The organism is Streptomyces sp. NPDC091289, assembly GCF_044757365.1.
GTDB lineage: Bacteria > Actinomycetota > Actinomycetes > Streptomycetales > Streptomycetaceae > Streptomyces.
In genome coordinates, this window is record NZ_JBIVUT010000008.1 from 16551 (window position 1) to 33809 (window position 17259).

A 17259-nucleotide genomic window follows, 5' to 3' on the forward strand; every position below is an offset into this window, starting at 1 on the left:
AATGGGCCGTATGGCCTTCCTCCTTGTGCATTAGCGGCGTCGAGAGACCTCCGCCCTCGTCCCTCCGCCGTCCAAACTGCCCTGGAGTTTTTCCGTGATCACCGCTTCCGGCATCGAGCTGCGCGCCGGCGCCCGCATCCTCATCGAATCCGCTTCCTTCCGCATCGCCAAGGGCGACCGCATCGGCCTCGTCGGCCGCAACGGAGCGGGCAAGACCACCCTCACCAAGTGCCTCGCGGGCGAGGGCACCCCCGCCGGGGGCACCATCACCAAGTCCGGCGAGGTGGGCTACCTCCCGCAGGACCCGCGCACCGGCGACCTCGACATCCTCGCCCGCGACCGCATCCTCTCCGCCCGCGGTCTCGACACGATCCTGCGCAAGATGCGCGAGAACGAGGACCGGATGGCGAACGGGCAGGGCGCCACCCGCGAGAAGGCGATGAAGAAGTACGAGCGCCTGGAGACGGAGTTCCTCACCAAGGGCGGATACGCCGCCGAGGCCGAGGCCGCCACCATCGCCGCCGCGCTCAGCCTGCCCGACCGGGTCCTCGGCCAGCCCCTCCATACGCTCTCCGGCGGTCAGCGCCGCCGCGTGGAGCTGGCCCGGATCCTCTTCTCGGACGCCGACACCCTGCTCCTCGACGAGCCCACCAACCACCTCGACGCCGACTCCATCGTCTGGCTGCGCGACTACCTCAAGTCCTACCGCGGCGGCTTCATCGTGATCTCCCACGATGTCGAGCTGGTCGAGACGGTCGTCAACAAGGTCTTCTACCTCGACGCCAACCGCTCCCAGATCGACGTCTACAACATGGGCTGGAAGCTCTACCAGCAGCAGCGCGAGGCCGACGAGAAGCGCCGCAAGCGCGAGCGCCAGAACGCCGAGAAGAAGGCCGCGACCCTCAACGCGCAGGCCGACAAGATGCGAGCCAAGGCCACCAAGACCGTCGCCGCCCAGAACATGGCCAAGCGCGCCGACCGGCTGCTCTCGGGCCTGGAGGCCGTACGCGTCTCCGACAAGGTCGCCAAGCTGCGCTTCCCCGACCCCTCGCCCTGCGGCAAGACCCCGCTGATGGCGGAGGGCCTCTCCAAGTCGTACGGCTCGCTGGAGATCTTCACCGACGTCGACCTCGCCATCGACAAGGGCTCCCGCGTCGTCATCCTCGGCCTCAACGGCGCCGGCAAGACCACGCTGCTGCGCCTGCTCGGCGGTGCCGAGAAGCCCGACACCGGCCAGATCATCGAGGGCCACGGCCTCAAGCTCGGGTACTACGCCCAGGAGCACGAGACCCTCGACCCGGACCGCACGGTCCTGGAGAACATGCGCTCCGCCGCCCCCGACCTCGACCTCGTCGCGGTCCGCAAGACGCTCGGCTCCTTCCTCTTCTCCGGCGACGACGTCGACAAGCCCGCCGGCGTGCTCTCCGGCGGCGAGAAGACCCGGCTCGCGCTCGCGACCCTGGTCGTCTCCTCCGCCAACGTGCTCCTGCTCGACGAGCCGACGAACAACCTCGACCCCGCCAGCCGCGAGGAGATCCTCGGCGCGCTGCGCACCTACAAGGGCGCCGTCGTCCTCGTCACCCACGACGAGGGCGCCGTCGAGGCGCTCCAGCCGGAGCGGATCATCCTGCTCCCGGACGGTGTCGAGGACCTCTGGGGAGCGGACTACCGCGACCTCGTCGCCCTCGCCTGATCCACCGGGGGTGGATCATTCGGCCTACGCGTGATCCATCATCTGCGTGAGAACGTCTCGTACTCCGGTGGTGCGCCCGGCGCTCACCCGTCGTGCGCCCCTTTTCCGGGCTCCTCTCCCCGTACGGCCCTGACCTGCCCGTTCTCCGGCAGGTGAGGGCCATACGCCCTCGTACGCCCGCTGGAATCAGGGATTCCGATCGTGTCGAGGCGCTTCTCGTCCGGGAAACCGCTCGCACCGACCTTGCCGAATGGGTGGCCAGGACGCGCGGTAGGGGTGATCATGAGAGTCCAGAGCGCACTTCGCATGAGGAGGCACGGGTGGCCGAGACTCTGAAGAAGGGCAGCCGGGTAACCGGCGCCGCGCGTGACAAGCTCGCGGCAGACCTGAAGAAGAAGTACGACTCCGGTGCGAGCATCCGGGCGTTGGCCGAGGAAACCGGCCGCTCCTACGGATTCGTCCACCGGATGCTCAGTGAGTCCGGAGTGACGCTGCGAGGACGTGGCGGCGCGACACGGGGCAAGAAGGCCGCTTCGGCCTGAGGCCTGCGGGTTTCCGGCGTTTCCGGTCTCTTCGGGCCCAACGGATTTCGGGGTGGCCACCCGGCTGACCGCAAGGTCGTCCGGGTGGTTACTGTTCAGTCACTTAGTTCTGAGTGCTGACTGCACCCGATCCGGAGGCGCCCCATGACCTCGCTCGACACTGTGCTCGACAAGGACGGCGTACGGCTCACCGTCGACGACGCCGTCGCCACGGTGACGCTCACCAACCCGGCCAAGCGCAACGCTCAGTCTCCCGCTCTGTGGCGGGCGTTGACCGAGGCCGGACGGGCGCTGCCCGGCACGGTGCGGGTCGTGGTGCTCCGTGGCGAGGGCAAGTCCTTCTCCGCGGGCCTCGACCGGCAGGCCTTCACTCCCGAGGGCTTCGACGGCGAGCCGTCGTTCCTCGACATGGCGCGCGGCCCGGAGGCCGAGCTCGACGCGACCATCGCCGAGTACCAGGAGGCGTTCACCTGGTGGCGCCGCAACGATCTCGTGTCGATCGCGACGGTCCAGGGCCACGCCATCGGCGCCGGCTTCCAGCTCGCCCTCGCCTGCGATCTGCGGATCGTCGCCGAGGACGTGCAGTTCGCCATGCGCGAGACCAGCCTCGGACTCGTTCCCGACCTCACGGGCACCCACCCCCTGGTGCACCTCGTGGGGTATGCCCGCGCGCTCGAAATCTGCGCCACCGGCCGCTTCGTGCACGCCGAGGAGGCCGAGCGCACCGGCCTCGCCAACCTCGTGGTCCCCGCCGACCAGCTCGACGCTGCGGCCCGCGACCTGGCCGCCGCTCTGGTGGCCGCCCCCCGTGACGCCGTCGTCGAGACCAAGGCCCTCCTCGGCGGCGCGCTCTCGCGTACCTACGAGGAGCAGCGCGTCGCCGAGCGGGCCGCCCAGGGCCGCCGGCTCCGCGACCTGGCGGGCATCACCGACTGACCACGTCCGTGACCAGCACCGACACCGGCAGCCGCGCCTCCGTGGCCGCCGCCACCGCCGTGCGCACCGACCGGGCGACATCCAGCGCCCGGTGGTCCGCGGCCGTCGCCACCTCGACCCGTACATGGTCCGGGGCGGTGTGCACGGGGCTGCCCAGGACCCGGGTCAGCGAGACGACGCCCGGCGCGCCGGCGGCCGCCGACGCCACCGGGCCCTCCGGCTTCGCGACCCGGGCGGCGGCCGTCGCTGTCACCTCTGCCGTCACCTGATCGGGCGCACCCTCCGCCAGCAATGCCGTCACCGTCAGATCCACCTCGGCGATCTCCAGACCCAGCCGGGCGGCCGCGGCCGTGACGAGCGCCGCGCGCAGGGCCGCCGCGGCGTCGGGCAGCGGCCGGTCCGGGGCGGCCGAGAACTCCGCCTCGATCCGCAGTGGCCCCGGCGGCAGCGCGCTCGCCGGAACCGGAACCGGAACCGGGGGCGGCACCGGGCCCGCCGGGTCCCGCGGAGCGTCGGGGCCGCCCCCGGCCACCGCTTCGCCCACCGGACCGATCCGCAGCTTCCCCAGCACCGTCCCGGGGCGGGCCGCGGCCCCGCGCAGCACCGAGACGGCAGCCGTCTCCGCGATCCACGCGCCGTCCGCCGGGCCGCCCAGCGGCAGCAGTCTGCCCAGGCCCAGCCGTTGCCGTACCGCAGCGGTCCATCCTTCGGCCCTCTGCGGGCCCCGCGCCGTTGTCATCGCCCCAGCCTGCCGCATCCACGGCGCGGGATGGGGAAAGCGCACTTAACGTGGGCAAGGAAGTCCAACCCTGTCCCGAAGGGAAGAGCGGCGATGACTGACACCTCCCAGCGCAACAACCCCGCCGGCGGTCCGAGCGACAAGAACCTCGGCAAGCGCGGCGGCGGCGACCCCGGCACCCGGGGCCGTACCACCATCGCCGACGGCGTCGTCGAGAAGATCGCCGGGATGGCGGCACGCGACGTGGTCGGCGTCCACGCGATGGGCAGCGGCCTGTCGCGGACGTTCGGCGCCGTCCGCGACCGGGTCCCCGGCGGCGGCAAGTCCGTCACCCGCGGCGTGAAGGCCGAGGTCGGCGAGTCCCAGGCCGCCCTCGACCTGGAGATCGTCGTCGACTACGGCGTGTCCATCTCCGACGTGGCCCGCGACGTCCGCGAGAACGTCGTCGCCGCGGTGGAGCGCATGACCGGTCTCGAAGTCGTCGAAGTCAACATCGCGGTCAGCGACGTCAAGCTGCCCGACGAGGAGGACGACGAGGACGAGCCCGAGCAGCGGGTCCAGTAGTCCTTCCGCGTCTCCGTCGCACGGCAGTTGAGGAGAGAAACACGATGAGCATGGCTGCGGCCGGTCTGCTGGCCGGCATGGCGCTCGGGTTCGCCGGATATTTCGGCGGCTTCGGAGCCTTCGTACTGGTGGCCGCGCTGGGCGCGATCGGCTTCATCGCCGGCCGCTTCCTGGACGGCGACCTGGAACCCGGCGACTTCTTCCGGAGTCGCGAGCGCGGCGACCGGCGACGGTGACGGCGGTGACCGGCCGGGTCGCCGCCGCCGAACGGGGCGAGACCCGGATCGCCGACCGCGTCGTCGCCAAGATCGCCGCCCAGGCGGCGAAGGAAGCGGTCGACGAACCTCCGGCGGACGGGGCGTCGCCGCGTGCCACGGTCACCGTGCACCGCGACGCCGCCCGGGTCCGGGTCAGCCTCGAACTCGGCTACCCCTGCGACATCGGCCACCAGTGCGGCGCCGTACGCCGCCGGGTCGCCCAGCGGGTCAAGGCACTGGCCGGCATGGACGTGCCCGAAGTGGCCGTGCAGGTCGAACGGCTGCACCCCGCCGGAGCGAGCGCCGCAGCACAGGGGAGGATCCGATGACCGAACCCGGTGAACCGACCGGCTCCACCCGGCGCATGCCCACGGTCGAGCAGAGCGACGCCGAGGCGACCGTGCCGGTCCCGGACGCGTCGGCCGAGGCCCGCGCACCGGTCCCCACCCTGGACCAGGGCGACGGCCGGGCCGGCCGCTTCTGGTCCGCGCGCCGGGTCCCGGCCGCCCTGCTGTCCCTGGTCCTCCTGGGCGCGGCCGGACTGCTGCTCTACGACATCGCCGCCGTACGCGCCGACCGTTCGGCCATGCAGTGGCGGCGTTCCCTCGCCGACGGACTGGCCGACCGGCAGCTGAACGACGTCGTGGTGCTCATCGGGGCGGGCGTCGCGGCGTTGATCGGCCTCTGGCTGATCCTGCTGGCCCTCACCCCCGGACTGCGCGACCTGCTGCCGATGCGCCGCGACCGCGCCGAGGTCCGGGCCGGACTCGACCGCACCGCCGCCGCACTGGTCCTGCGGGACCGGGCCGTGGAAGTGGCCGGTGTGCAGTCCGTGCGGGTCAGGATGGGACGGCGCAGGGCGAAGGTGAGCGCGCTCTCGCACTTCCGGGAACTCGACGACGTACGCGCCGACCTGGACGCCGTGCTGGAGAAGGCCGTCCAGGAACTGGGCCTGGCGAAGCCGCCGGCCCTCTCCGTCCAGGTGCACCGACCGCCGAAGAAGGGATGAGCCGCATGCGCTCCACCGTCAACCGGGTCCTGCTGGCCCTGGCCGGGCTGGTGCTGGTCGCCGTCGGCGGAGCCGTGCTGGCCGCCGGCCTCGGCGCGTCCGTGCCGTCCTGGTGGCCCTGGGACGGAAAGAACGACGTGCTGCTCAGCGCGGCCGACCGGCACCGCTGGCGCGACGAGGGCTGGTGGTGGCCGACCGTGATCGCCGTCCTCGCCGTGCTCGTGGTCCTCGCCCTGTGGTGGTTCCTCGCCCAGCTCCGCCGCGGCTGGCTCGCCGAGGTGCTGGTGGACAGCGGCGACGGCGAAGGGGCGCAGCTGCGGGGCCGCGCCCTGGAGGGCGTGCTCGCCGGGGAGGCGGGCGAACTCGACGGAGTGGCCCGTGCCCAGGCGATGCTGACCGGCCGCCGCACCGCGCCCCGGGCCCGGCTCCGGCTGCTGATGGAGCCGCATGCCGCACCCCTGGGGACGCTGGACGCGGTCGCCGACGGGGCGCTGGCGCACGCCAGGGAATCGGCCGGGCTGGACACGCTTCCCGCCGAGGTGCGCCTCAAGGCCGTCAAGCACCGCGCGGAGCGGGTGTCCTGACGGCCCGTGCGGCACCGGGCGAGCGGGCCGGGCCGGTCAGAAGCCGTGCCGTGATCCTCCGTCGACCGGGACCATGATCCCCGTCAGGTACGAGGCGGCGGGGGAGAGGAGGAAGGCCGCGGTCTTCCCGAACTCCTCGGGCGTCCCGTAGCGCCGCAGCGGGATCCGCGCCTCGTTGGCGGTTCGGGCGGCCTCCGCGTCGCCGGACAGGGCGTCCAGTTCACGGACCCGGTCGGTGTCGATCCGGGCGGGCAGCACGCCCACCACCCGGATGCCCCGCGGGCCCAGCTCGTCGGCCAGCGACTTGGCGAAACCGGCGAGACCGGGGCGCAGCCCGTTCGAGATGGTCAGCCCCGCGATCGGCTCATGGACCGATCCGGAGAGCACGAAGCCGATCACTCCGCCCTCGCCGAGCGCCTCCGCCGCCGTCCGGGTGAGCCGTACCGCTCCCAGGAACACCGTCTCGAACGCCGTCTGCCACTGGTCGTCCGTGTTGTCCGCGAGGAAGCCGGGCGCCGGTCCGCCGACGCTGATGAGGATGCCGTCGAGCCGCCCGAAGCGTTCCCGTGCCGTGTCCACCAGGCGCCGGGCGGCGCTCGGGTCGGCGTTGTCGGCGGCGAGCCCGACCGCGTCCGGGCCCAGTTCGGCGGCGGCCTCCGTGACGGCCTTCTCGTCCCGGCCGGTGATGATCACTTTCGCGCCGTCGGCGGCCAGGGAGCGGGCCGTGGCGTTGCCGAGTCCCCGGGTCGCTCCGGTGACGATGTACACGCGGTCCTTCAGTCCAAGATCCATGGCCCTATCCTGCCGGGTCCTCCCCGGCGAGGTCGACAGCGGAGTTCACCAGTCCGATATGGCTGAAGGCCTGGGGGAAGTTGCCCAGCTGCCGCCCCGCCGCGACGTCGTACTCCTCGGCCAGCAGCCCCAGGTCGCTGCGGAGCTCCAGCAGATGCTCGAACAGCTCCCGCGCCTCGTCCGGTCTGCCGGTCCGCTGCAACGCGTCGACCAGCCAGAACGAGCAGACGATGAACGCCCCCTCGCCGCCCGGCAGTCCGTCCACCGAGTGGCCCTCGGCGCTGTAGCGGCGGACCAGACCGTCGCTGCCCAGCTCGTCGCGGACCGCGTCGACCGTGCCGATGACCCGGGGGTCGTCCGGCGGCAGGAACCCGGTCCGCACGATGAGCAGCGTCGAGGCGTCGAGCTCCCGTGACCCGTAGGACTGGGTGAAGGTGTTCCGCTCGGGGTCGTACCCCTTCTCGCAGACCTCGGCGTGCACGGCGTCCCGCATCGCCCGCCAGCGCTCGGCGTCACCGGGCAGCTCCGGGTTCTCCTCCAGCGAGCGCACCGCCCGGTCGGCGGCGACCCAGGCCATCACCTTGGAGTGCACGAAGTGCCGCCGGACGCCGCGGATCTCCCACAGCCCCTCGTCCGGCTCGCGCCAGGTCGACTCCAGGAAGCCGAGCAGACTGAGCTGGAGGTTCCAGGCGTGCGGCTTGTCGTCGAGTCCGGCGACGCGGGCGAGGCGGAGCGCGTCGATGACCTCGCCGTACACATCGAGCTGGCGCTGACGGACGGCCGCGTTGCCGGTGCGCACCGGCCGGGAGTGTTCGTACCCGGCGAGCCAGGGCAGCTCCGTCTCGGGCAGCCGGCGCTCGCCGGCCAGCCCGTACATGATCTGGAGGTCGGCCGGGTCCCCGGCGACGGCCCGCAGCAGCCAGTCCCGCCAGGCCGCCGCCTCCTCCAGATAGCCGGCCGCGACCATCGCCCCGAGGGTCAGCGTGGCGTCCCGCAGCCAGCAGAAGCGGTAGTCCCAGTTCCGTACGCCGCCGATCTCCTCCGGCAGGGAAGTGGTCGGGGCCGCCACGATGCCGCCCGTCGGGGCGTACGTCAGCGCCTTCAGGGTGATCAGGGAGCGCAGCACGGCGTCGCGGTAGGGGCCCTTGTACGTACACTTCCCGGTCCACTTCGCCCAGTCGTGCAGGGTGTGCTTGAGGGCCTTGCGCGGGTCGATCAGCTTGGGGCGCGGCGCGTGCGAGGGGTGCCAGGTCAGCACGAACGCCACGCTCTCGCCCTCGGCGACGGTGAACGAGGAGCAGGTGCTGAACTGCTGCCCCCACGTCTTGACCGGCGGCTCGCTGCGCAGCCAGACGGAGTCGGGGCCCGCGACCGCCACCCGGTGGCCGTGCGAACGGCGCACCCAGGGCACCACGGATCCGAAGTCGAAGCGCAGCCGCAGCACCGAACTCATGTCGACGCTGCCGCTGACGCCCTCGACGATCCGCATCAGGTCCGGCGTCCTGTCGCGCTGCGGCATGAAGTCGATGACCTTCACCGTGCCGGTCCGGGTCTCCCAGTACGTCTCCAGGACCAGGGAGTCACCCACGTACCCGCGCCGGGCGCAGGTGTCCGCGGCGCCCGCTCCCTTGGGTGCGATGCGCCAGTGGCCGTTCTCCTCGTCGCCGAGCAGGGCGGCGAAGCAGGCGCCGGAATCGAAGCGGGGCAGGCAGAGCCAGTCGACGGAACCGTTCCTGCCGACGAGTGCGGCGGTCTGCAGATCGCCGATCAGGGCGTAGTCCTCGATGCGTGGGGTCACGCCTGGCGTTTTCCCGAACCGGGCCGTTGTCAACCAGCCCGATCGGGCCCGGCGGTGTGCCGGAGACCTCAGGCGCGCGCCGGTGCGGGCTGCTCCGGGGCCCCGGCCGTCGTGTTCCCGGCCGCGGCCTGCTCACGGTCGTGCTTCTCACGGCGTACGAGAATGATCCAGCCGACCGGGACCGCGGCGACGAACAGCCACCACTGGACGGCGTAGGCCATGTGCGGGCCGATCGAGCTGTCGTCGGGGCGGGCGATCTGCTCGGGCAGGTCGCCCGAGGGCGCGGGCTCGGTCTGCTCGATGTATCCGCCGAGGACCGTCCGGGACAGCAGTTGGGACTGCTGGTCGCTGTTGATCAGCATCACCTGCCGGTCCGGCAGGCCCGCGAGGTCCTTGATGCCGCTGCTGCCGGTCGTCTCGTCCGCCTTGAGGCGGCCGGTGACGGTCACTTCGCCCCGGGGAGCGGGCGGCACGTCGGGGAAGGCGGTCTGGTTCGGAGCGGCCGGGACCCAGCCCCGGTTGACCAGCACGGTGCCGCCGTCCTTGAGGTCCAGGGGGGTCAGGACATGGACGCCGATGCGGTCGTCGTCCGAGGTCCGGCGGCGGACGACCACCTCGTGCTCGGTGTCGAACGTCCCCGTCGCGGTGACCGTCCGCCAGTAGTCCGAGCGCGGGACGGTGTGCCCGGGGGAGGTGAGATCGGTGACCGGGACCGGCTGCGCGTCGAGGTTCCGCGAGATCAGCCCGTTCTGCTCGACCCGGTGCTCGTGCCGGTGGAACTGCCAGAAACCCAGCTCGATCATCGTCGGGATCAGCGCGAGACCGAGCAGGGTGAGGATCACCCACTGCCGGGTCAACAGGAAGCGGTACACCCCATGACCGTACAACCGGGGTCATGGGGTGCGGCACTCAGGGGTGCGGCCGGAGAGATCCGGCGATGGGATGATCCGTCACACTTTGTCCACGATGCCTGCCTTCCCCTCGGCGCGGGCGCAGTGGGCGCCGCAGTACCAGTGCCCGTCTGCTTCGACGCCCTGCCCGATCACCTGGACCCGGCAGTGCTCGCAGATCGGCGCCATGCGGTGGATGGCGCAGGAGAAGCAGTCGAAGACATGCACCGCGCCCTGCGCGTGCACCTCGAAGGACATGCCGTAGTCGTTTCCGCAAACCTCGCAACGTGCCATGCGCCACAGGGTGGGACGCCCGGCGGCCACGGGGCGAGCGGCCGCCGGGCGAGTCGCGCCCGGTTCACTCCGATGACGGGGTTCCCTCGGGCGACGGGATCGCCTCCGGAGACGGCGGGGGCGCCTGGTGCGGCAGCGCGGCACCGTCGGCCGGGGCCACATCGCGCAGCAGATGGGTGAAGGCGCTCTCCTCCAGGATCGGCGTCCCGAACGACTTGGCCTTCTGGGTCTTGGACGTGGCCGCGTCGGGATCGTTGGTCACCAGCAGACTGGTCAGCCGGGACACGCTGGTCGCCACGTGCAGACCGGCCTCCACCGCCCGGTCCTCCAGCAGCTCCCGGTCGATCGAGGTGTCCCCGGAGAAGGCCACCCGCATCCCCTGCTGGAGCGGCTTCTCCTTCTCGTACCGCCCGGGGTTGGGATACGGGCAGGCCGGCCGCTTGCGCGAGGGACGCCAGCTGTTCTGCTGCCGGGAGGGCTGATAGCCGACGCGCGGGGCGACGGGGGAGTCGGACCACTCGGTCAGCGGCCGGCACTCCAGCAACGGCAGCCGCACCCCGCCCCGGGCCGCCGCGTGCAGGCTCGGCCGGAACGCCTCGGCCAGCACCCGGGCGTCGTCCAGGGCGTGGTGGGCCTGCTGCTGTACGACCCCGAAGTGCGCGGCGAGGGTGGCCAGCTTGTGGTTGGGCAGCGGCAGGCGCAGCTCCTTGGCCAGGGCGATCGTGCACAGCCGGTGTTCGACCGGGGCGACCACGGCGGCCCGTGCGTACTCCCGGGCGATCATCGACCAGTCGAACGCCGCGTTGTGCGCGACGAGCACCCGGCCCGCGAGCCGCTCCGACAGTGCGGCCGCGACCTCCGGGAAGAGCGGCGCGCCTTCGAGCACGTCGCTCGTCAGCCCGTGGATCCAGACGGGGCCGGGGTCCCGCTCCGGGTTGACCAGCGTGTACCAGTGGTCCTCGACATCGCCCAGGGCGTCGAGCCGGTAGACGGCGGCGGAGATTATCCGGTCGTCGCGGGCGAGGCCGGTGGTCTCCACGTCGACGACCGCGTACCCCTGGGGGTAGGCGGTCGGCCATGGTGCGGCTGTCTGGCGGTCGTCGAGCATGGTCACAGAGAATACGGGCCATGACTGACAGTCCCCTATTCGGCCGTCCCGGGGGTGGGGTCAGGGGAGGCGGACGATGCGCTCGGGCGGGAAGAGTTCGGCGCCGGTGACGTGGGTGCTGTGGGTCAGGTGGATCGTCAGGTTCTCGGATGCGGCGAGGGGGGCGAGGTCGTAGCACTCGTCCTTCCCTGACAGGCGCAAGATGTCCAGGGTGGGCAGCTCCGAGAGGGGGGAGAGCTCGGAGGCCAGCTCGCACTGGGTCAGTGTCAGCATGCGCAGCCCGGTCAGTGGACCCGTCAGATTCAGATCGAGGTCCGCTATCCGGATGAGGAGCAGCTCCCGCAGCCCGGGCACTACCGGCGTCCGGGCGAGCTGCCGGAACTGGTTCGCGCTGTACAGGGCCAGATCCTGCAGACTTGTCCAGCCCTCCAGGCCCTCCAGGCCCAGGTATCGGGTCTCCATGAGGAGGTCGAGCCGGGTCACCTGCTCACACACCGGCAGTTCGCCGATGCTTTCCATGAGGAAGGGGTGGCCCAGGGTCAGGTACTGGAGGTCGGGCATCGCGGCGAGCGGCGCGGGGTCGAGGCCCGGATGGAGCTGGATAAGGGAGAGGCGCTCCAGTCCGGGGCGGGCAAGTAGCTCGATGTTCCGGATCTCCGGGCAGCTGCTCAGACCGAGTTCGCGCAGCCCGGGCATGGCGGCGAGCTGCCGAACTTCGGCAAGCTGCGTGTTGTTCCAGACGAATACCCGTCGTACATCGGGCCGTGAAGTGATCGGCGACAGGTCGTCGCGGTCGCCCGCCACGTTCACGTTGTGCACCCGCGGAATGTGGTGCAGGGCTGACAGCTGACCGTCCGACTTCACATACGCTTGGGTGGTCTCCCAGGTTTGGCTTGCCATTATCTCGTGTGCGTAGAGATCGTGGTCGAACCGTTCCCAGGCCAACGACACTTCGTTGATAACCAGGAACCGCTTGTCCTCCCGGAACTGCTTCACCAGCTCGTACGCGGCTTCGCTGCCCACTGCCGCAGCCGTTCGCACGACAGCGGCCAACTCTCGCTCGCTCAGGCCGTCCAGCATCGACGACAGCAACTCCAGAGCCAGATCACCCACTTTGGCCAGTTCTTCGATGCTCTCCTGGCCGTCCGGGGGCAACAGCCTCTCCGTCCGCGCCTCCACTTCCCTCCGCACCCCCGGATCCAGCTCCGGCGTGTGAGCCAAACTCCCCGCCGCAAGCAGAACCAGCCGGTGTTCATGCTCCGCCTCCGCGTCGGCCCGCTCCAGCAGGGCTGTGAGCAGCGACGCCCGCTCGTCCGGCCGTGCGTGCCCCACCGCCATCTGCACCACGTCGTCCCACTGGTTCTCGTGGGCATGGCGGACCAGGACGCCGAAGTCACGGGCCTTCACCGCCGCCTTCGCGCCCAGGTAGTCCTGGAAGGTGCGGTGCACGAAGCCCACCGCGCCCGGGGTCGGTTCGCGGAGGAGGCCGCTGCGGTTGAGGAGGTGGGCGAAGACCTGGTCGGAAGTGCCCCGGATCTGGGACATGGCCTGCAGCCAGTCGGCGATCAAGGCCATCGCCTCGTCCTGCCGAGCCTCGGCCAGGCCATTGCGGGTCAGCCAGTACGCGAGGCGTTGCAGCAGGGCCGTCTGTTCTTCGCGGGTCAGGTCGACGCCCTCCACCCCGACGATCTCGCGCTCGGTGTCGCGCCGCACCAACGGCATGTCCAGCGCCGCGTCGTACAGCTCCTTGCGCGCCCGGGGCAACTGCATCCGCCGGTCCCGGTTCAGTGCGCAGAGTAGGGCGCACATCAGCGGGTTCGTCGCGAGCAGCCCCAGGTCCCGGCGAGTACTGACGGCCCGGCGCAGGGCATTCTCGTAACGGTCCAGCTCAGCGCGTTCCTCGTCCGACCGGCACTCAGAGCGGGCCGCCCGGTGCCAGTGCCCGATGAAGGCGCGGATGTCTTCGCGGCCCATCGCCAGCAGCGTGTGCGGCTCGAAGCCGGAGCCGGACAGCCAGCTCTCCGGCACCGCCGACGGGCGGGTCGTGACCACGTACCTGGCCCGGGGATAGGCGGCGATCAGGTCCTTCAGCCAGCGTTCCGTGCGCTTGCGCAGCCGGTCCGGCACCTCGTCGACGCCGTCCACCAGGACCAGCGCCCGGCCTTCCCTGAGGAGCCGGTCCGCCCACCCCGCCGGGGCCGAGCCGTGCAGCGGGACGCCGGCCGTGCGCAGGAAGTCCGCCGGGGCGGGTAGCGCGTCGAGGGCCGTGAAGGCGCGCAGCCGCAGAACGAAGGGGACGCACCGGTTCCAGTCCGCCAGCTCGTCGCCGAACGTCTGCCGCGCGGCGTTCAGCGCCAGCCACTGCACCAGCGTGCTCTTGCCGGAACCGGCCGGACCGCGCAGCAGCAGTCGCTCGTGTTCGCCGAGGGCCTGCTCGATCCGGATCGTGGTCCGGACCGGGTGGTCGAGGCCGTAGCGATCGGCTTCGTACTTCCCGCTGACCTCAAGACCGATGTACGCCGTCTCCAGCGGCCACCCGCCCGCCGACCGCCCCAGCGTCAGCCCGAACAGCTCCACCCGGCTGTTGGCCGCCGCCATGAACTCCGCATACCGCCGCTCGAAGGCGACATCAGCTGCGTCCGGGCGCGGCCCGAGCCGGTCCCGTACGTCCTCCACCAGCTCCCGCGTCCGCCTCGCCGCGCGGACCTGCTCCACCGCCGCCCGCGCCGCGAAGGACGGGTGGGCCGTAAGCTGCTCCACCAGGTGTGCGCAGCAGCGGCCGAGGAGGTCCTCGTACAGGTCGACGGCGCGCTCCGAGAGCCCGGCGGCCGGGGCCGACAGCTCCGCGCGCAGCCGCTCGGGGTCCAGTTCCAGCGCGAACAGCCGACCGGCGTCCGGCTCGCCCGCCGCCGTGAACGTGTCCTGTACGGAGGTGAGCGCGGCCAGCCGTTCGCGCTCGGGCAGGTCCGCGTACGACTTGGACATGCGGCCCGCGAGCACCTTCGCCAAGCGGTCCGGCTTCGCGGGCCGGAGGAGCGGACGGACCGGGTCCGGGACCAGGCCCGCACCCGGCCTGGGGGTCAGCAACACCTTGGCCGCCGCGCCGGCCACTGTGGTGGCCTGTCGTAACAACGCAACTTCTGTACCGGACACGCGTGTTCCTCCCCCTCGGCGACACGTATCCCGCAGATCCTACGGGCGGGCTCTTGGCAGAAGGTGCCAAAGACTGCTGACAGCAGGTCTCGCATACTTGTGGGTAACAACGTCTAGCCCTCACCGTCCGGCGGCCCTACGGTGCTCGCATGGAGCCGAACCTGCCCGATGTCGTGCTGTGGTCAATACCGGCCTTCGTGCTGCTCACCGTGATCGAGATGGTCAGTTACCGCCTCCACCCGGACGAGGACGCCGCCGGGTACGAGACCAAGGACGCCGCCACCAGCCTCACCATGGGCCTCGGCAGCCTGGGCTTCGACCTGCTGTGGAAGATCCCCATCCTGGCGATCTACATGGGGGTCTACGAACTGACGCCGCTGCGGGTGCCCGTGCTGTGGTGGACCGTCCTGCTGATGCTCCTCGCCCAGGACTTCTTCTACTACTGGTCCCACCGCGGCCACCACGTCATCCGGATCCTCTGGGCCTGCCATGTGGTCCACCACTCCAGCCGCAAGTTCAACCTCACCACCGCGCTGCGCCAGCCCTGGACCTCCGCGACCGTCTGGCCCTTCTACCTGCCGCTGATCGCCTGCGGGGTGCACCCCGCGGCGCTCGCGTTCTGCCAGTCGGCCAACCTCGTCTACCAGTTCTGGGTGCACACCGAGCGCGTCGGCAAGCTCCCGCGCCCCTTCGAGTACGTCCTCAACACGCCCTCCCACCACCGCGTCCACCACGCCTCGCAGGGCAGCTATCTGGACCGCAACTACGGCGGGATCCTCATCGTCTGGGACCGGATGTTCGGGTCCTTCGCGGCCGAGACCGAGCGGCCCGTCTACGGACTCACCAAGAACATCGCCACCCACAACCCGCTGCGCGTCGCGACCCACGAGTACGCCGCCATCGCCCGGGACGTCCGGGCCGCCGACACCTGGAGCGAGCGGGCCGGGCGGGTCTTCCGGGGGCCGGGCTGGCAGCCGGCGTCGAAGGCGGCAGGGGGAGCGGGGGCTTCCGTACCCGGCCGGGCCGCCGCCTCCGTACCCGCCCAGGCAGCCGCGCCCGCCACCGCCCCGGAACGCACCCTGTGAGCGCCACGGCTTCCCGCCCCGCGCGCACCGGCGCCGCCGAGCGCTTCGCCCGCCCCGTGCTCCTCGCCTTCCTCCTCGCCGCCGTCGTCGACCTGGGCGGGCTCCTCGCCGGGGCCGAGACCGTCCATCTGGTCGCCAAGCCGCTGCTGATGCCGCTGCTCGCCGGATACGCGGCACTGCGCGGCGGACCCCGACTGCTCGTCGCGGCCCTGCTGTTCGGGTGGGGCGGCGATGTCTTCCTGCTCGCCGACAACGACCTCGCCTTCCTCGTCGGCATGGGCTCCTTCGCCGTCGGCCATGTCTGCTACCTGACGCTGTTCGGGCGGGTCGAAGGGCGCGACCGGGCCCGCGCACCGCTGGCCACGGGGGCCGGATACGTCCTCGTCCTCGTCGTCTTCCTCGTGCTGATCTGGCCGGACCTCCCGGCCGACCTGCGGATCCCGCTGACCGGCTACAGCCTGCTGCTCACCGCCATGGCCTGGCGGGCGGGCGTGCTCGGGCGGTACGCGGCGGCCGGCGGGGCGCTCTTCCTGCTCTCCGACGCCCTCATCGCCACCGGCATCGCGGACTGGCCGCAGGCGCCCGCCCCCGACTTCTGGGTGATGCTCACCTACATCGCCGCACAGGCCCTGCTCACCCTCGGGGTCCTCACGGCCGGGGCGTACCGTGGGCGGGGTACCAGCAGTTAGGCAAGGACCCCGAACGTATGCGCGCCACCGTCATCCACGCCCCCCACGACATCCGGGTGGAGGAGGTGCCGGACCCGGGGATCCAGCACCCCGCCGACGTGGTGCTGAGGGTCCTGCGGGCCTGCATCTGCGGCAGCGACCTGTGGGCCTACCGGGGCGAGTCGGCCCGGCGGCCCGGTCAGCGCATCGGCCACGAGTTCCTCGGCGTCGTCGAGGAAGTGGGGTCCGGCGTCGGCGGTTTCGCCGTCGGTGATCTGGCCGTCGCCCCGTTCGTCTGGTCCGACGGCACCTGTACCTACTGCGCCGAGGGCCTCACCACCTCCTGCCCCCAGGGCGGCTTCTGGGGTTCGGTCGGCCCGGACGGCGCGCAGTCGGACGGCGGTCAGGGCGAGGCCGTCCGCGTCCCCCACGCCGACGGCACCCTGGTCAGGCTCCCGGCCGCCGCCGCGTCCGACGACCGCCTCCTCACCGCCCTGCTGGCCCTCTCCGACGTGCTCGGCACCGGCCACCACGCCGCCGTCGGCGCGGGGGTCGGGCCGGGCAGCACCGTCGCGGTCGTCGGTGACGGCGCGGTCGGCCTGTGCGGGGTGCTCGCCGCCAAGCGGCTCGGCGCGGAGCGCGTCATCGCGCTCGGCCGCCACACCGCGCGCACCGACATCGCCCGCCGCTTCGGCGCGACCGACGTCGTCGCCGAACGCGGCGAGGCCGCCCTCGCCGCCGTCCGCGAGCTCACCCGGGGCGAGGGCGCGCACAGCGTCATCGAGGCCGTCGGCACCGAGCAGTCGATGCGCACCGCCCTCGGCATCGTCCGCGACGGCGGCTCCATCGGTTACGTGGGCGTCCCGCACGGCAGCGCCACCGGCGTGGACCTCGGTGCGATGTTCGGCCGGAACATCGCCCTGCGCGGCGGCGTCGCCCCCGTACGCACGTACATACCGGAGCTGCTCCCGGACATCCTGGACGGCACGATCGACCCGTCACCCGTCTTCGACCGGTCCGTCGGCCTGGACGAGGTGCCCGTCGGCTACAAGGAGATGGACGAGCGGACCGCGCTGAAGGTCCTGATCACGCCGTAGTGCCCCGACGCGGGGCGAGGGCCCGGGGAGAACATCCTCCCCGGGCCCTC

The 17259-nt window shown here is 71.9% G+C and carries 18 protein-coding genes; 11 read left to right on the forward strand and 7 right to left on the reverse strand.

Going from position 1 to position 17259, the window contains the following annotated elements; all coding sequences use genetic code 11:
- Positions 1-94 precede the first annotated feature (94 nt).
- From ACIQPT_RS12185 to ACIQPT_RS12195, 3 genes are all read left to right on the forward strand, one after another.
- Positions 95-1693, forward strand: a complete 1599-nt coding sequence (locus tag ACIQPT_RS12185) for an ABC-F family ATP-binding cassette domain-containing protein (protein ID WP_401155195.1) — start codon at positions 95-97, stop codon at positions 1691-1693.
- A gap of 320 nt (positions 1694-2013) precedes the next feature.
- On the forward strand, positions 2014-2235 hold the full coding sequence (locus ACIQPT_RS12190) for a helix-turn-helix domain-containing protein (protein WP_006123601.1): 222 nt from the start codon (positions 2014-2016) through the stop codon (positions 2233-2235).
- 144 nt (positions 2236-2379) lie between these two features.
- On the forward strand, positions 2380-3171 hold the full coding sequence (locus tag ACIQPT_RS12195; RefSeq protein WP_103507765.1) for an enoyl-CoA hydratase/isomerase family protein: 792 nt from the start codon (positions 2380-2382) through the stop codon (positions 3169-3171).
- Here ACIQPT_RS12195 and ACIQPT_RS12200 read toward each other — a convergent pair.
- Complete coding sequence (locus ACIQPT_RS12200; RefSeq protein WP_401155197.1) at positions 3161-3910, reverse strand: hypothetical protein; 750 nt, start codon at positions 3908-3910, stop codon at positions 3161-3163. The genes ACIQPT_RS12195 and ACIQPT_RS12200 overlap by 11 nt on opposite strands.
- Positions 3911-4003: 93 nt before the next feature.
- Here ACIQPT_RS12200 and ACIQPT_RS12205 point away from each other — a divergent pair, with 93 nt between their 5' ends.
- The 5 genes from ACIQPT_RS12205 to amaP are packed head-to-tail and all read left to right on the forward strand — an operon-like array spanning position 4004 to position 6324.
- The gene (locus ACIQPT_RS12205; RefSeq protein WP_401155199.1) at positions 4004-4474 is read left to right on the forward strand and encodes an Asp23/Gls24 family envelope stress response protein; all 471 of its coding nucleotides are present in this window, start codon (positions 4004-4006) and stop codon (positions 4472-4474) included.
- Between the two features lie 44 nt (positions 4475-4518).
- Positions 4519-4710 carry a hypothetical protein gene (locus ACIQPT_RS12210; protein WP_018488194.1) on the forward strand — a complete coding sequence of 64 codons (192 nt, stop codon included), beginning with the start codon at positions 4519-4521 and terminating at the stop codon, positions 4708-4710.
- Positions 4707-5060, forward strand: a complete 354-nt coding sequence (locus ACIQPT_RS12215) for an Asp23/Gls24 family envelope stress response protein (protein ID WP_401155201.1) — start codon at positions 4707-4709, stop codon at positions 5058-5060. Before ACIQPT_RS12210 ends, ACIQPT_RS12215 begins: the two co-directional genes overlap by 4 nt.
- Positions 5057-5740, forward strand: coding sequence for a DUF6286 domain-containing protein (locus ACIQPT_RS12220; RefSeq protein ID WP_401155203.1), 684 nt, complete (start codon positions 5057-5059; stop codon positions 5738-5740). Before ACIQPT_RS12215 ends, ACIQPT_RS12220 begins: the two co-directional genes overlap by 4 nt.
- A gap of 5 nt (positions 5741-5745) precedes the next feature.
- Positions 5746-6324, forward strand: coding sequence for an alkaline shock response membrane anchor protein AmaP (amaP, locus tag ACIQPT_RS12225; RefSeq protein WP_401155205.1), 579 nt, complete (start codon positions 5746-5748; stop codon positions 6322-6324).
- Positions 6325-6360: 36 nt separating this feature from the next.
- On the opposite strand, the gene ACIQPT_RS12230 is transcribed toward amaP, so the two are convergent.
- The 6 genes from ACIQPT_RS12230 to ACIQPT_RS12255 all read right to left on the reverse strand — a co-directional run bounded on the left by ACIQPT_RS12230 (position 6361) and on the right by ACIQPT_RS12255 (position 14359).
- Positions 6361-7116: an SDR family oxidoreductase gene (locus ACIQPT_RS12230; RefSeq protein ID WP_401155206.1), complete on the reverse strand. Its 756-nt coding sequence runs from the start codon at positions 7114-7116 to the stop codon at positions 6361-6363.
- A 4-nt stretch (positions 7117-7120) separates the two neighbouring features.
- Complete coding sequence (locus ACIQPT_RS12235; RefSeq protein ID WP_401155207.1) at positions 7121-8914, reverse strand: glycoside hydrolase family 15 protein; 1794 nt, start codon at positions 8912-8914, stop codon at positions 7121-7123.
- A gap of 68 nt (positions 8915-8982) precedes the next feature.
- Positions 8983-9786, reverse strand: a complete 804-nt coding sequence (locus tag ACIQPT_RS12240) for an SURF1 family protein (RefSeq protein ID WP_401155208.1) — start codon at positions 9784-9786, stop codon at positions 8983-8985.
- A 78-nt stretch (positions 9787-9864) separates the two neighbouring features.
- Complete coding sequence (locus ACIQPT_RS12245) at positions 9865-10098, reverse strand: hypothetical protein (protein ID WP_006123591.1); 234 nt, start codon at positions 10096-10098, stop codon at positions 9865-9867.
- A gap of 64 nt (positions 10099-10162) precedes the next feature.
- Positions 10163-11212 carry a DEDDh family exonuclease gene (locus ACIQPT_RS12250; RefSeq protein WP_401155209.1) on the reverse strand — a complete coding sequence of 350 codons (1050 nt, stop codon included), beginning with the start codon at positions 11210-11212 and terminating at the stop codon, positions 10163-10165.
- Positions 11213-11266: 54 nt separating this feature from the next.
- A complete protein-coding gene (locus ACIQPT_RS12255; protein WP_401155210.1) occupies positions 11267-14359 on the reverse strand; it encodes an NACHT domain-containing protein in 3093 nt (1030 codons plus the stop codon).
- A gap of 149 nt (positions 14360-14508) precedes the next feature.
- On the opposite strand from ACIQPT_RS12255, the gene ACIQPT_RS12260 reads away from it, so the two are divergent.
- The 3 genes from ACIQPT_RS12260 to ACIQPT_RS12270 are packed head-to-tail and all read left to right on the forward strand — an operon-like array spanning position 14509 to position 17209.
- Positions 14509-15444, forward strand: a complete 936-nt coding sequence (locus ACIQPT_RS12260) for a sterol desaturase family protein (protein ID WP_401155211.1) — start codon at positions 14509-14511, stop codon at positions 15442-15444.
- Complete coding sequence (locus ACIQPT_RS12265; RefSeq protein WP_401155213.1) at positions 15441-16133, forward strand: lysoplasmalogenase; 693 nt, start codon at positions 15441-15443, stop codon at positions 16131-16133. Before ACIQPT_RS12260 ends, ACIQPT_RS12265 begins: the two co-directional genes overlap by 4 nt.
- Positions 16134-16150: 17 nt before the next feature.
- Entirely contained in the window at positions 16151-17209 is a 1059-nt protein-coding gene (locus ACIQPT_RS12270; RefSeq protein ID WP_401155214.1) for a zinc-dependent alcohol dehydrogenase family protein, read from the forward strand.
- The last annotated feature ends 50 nt before the right edge of the window (positions 17210-17259 follow it).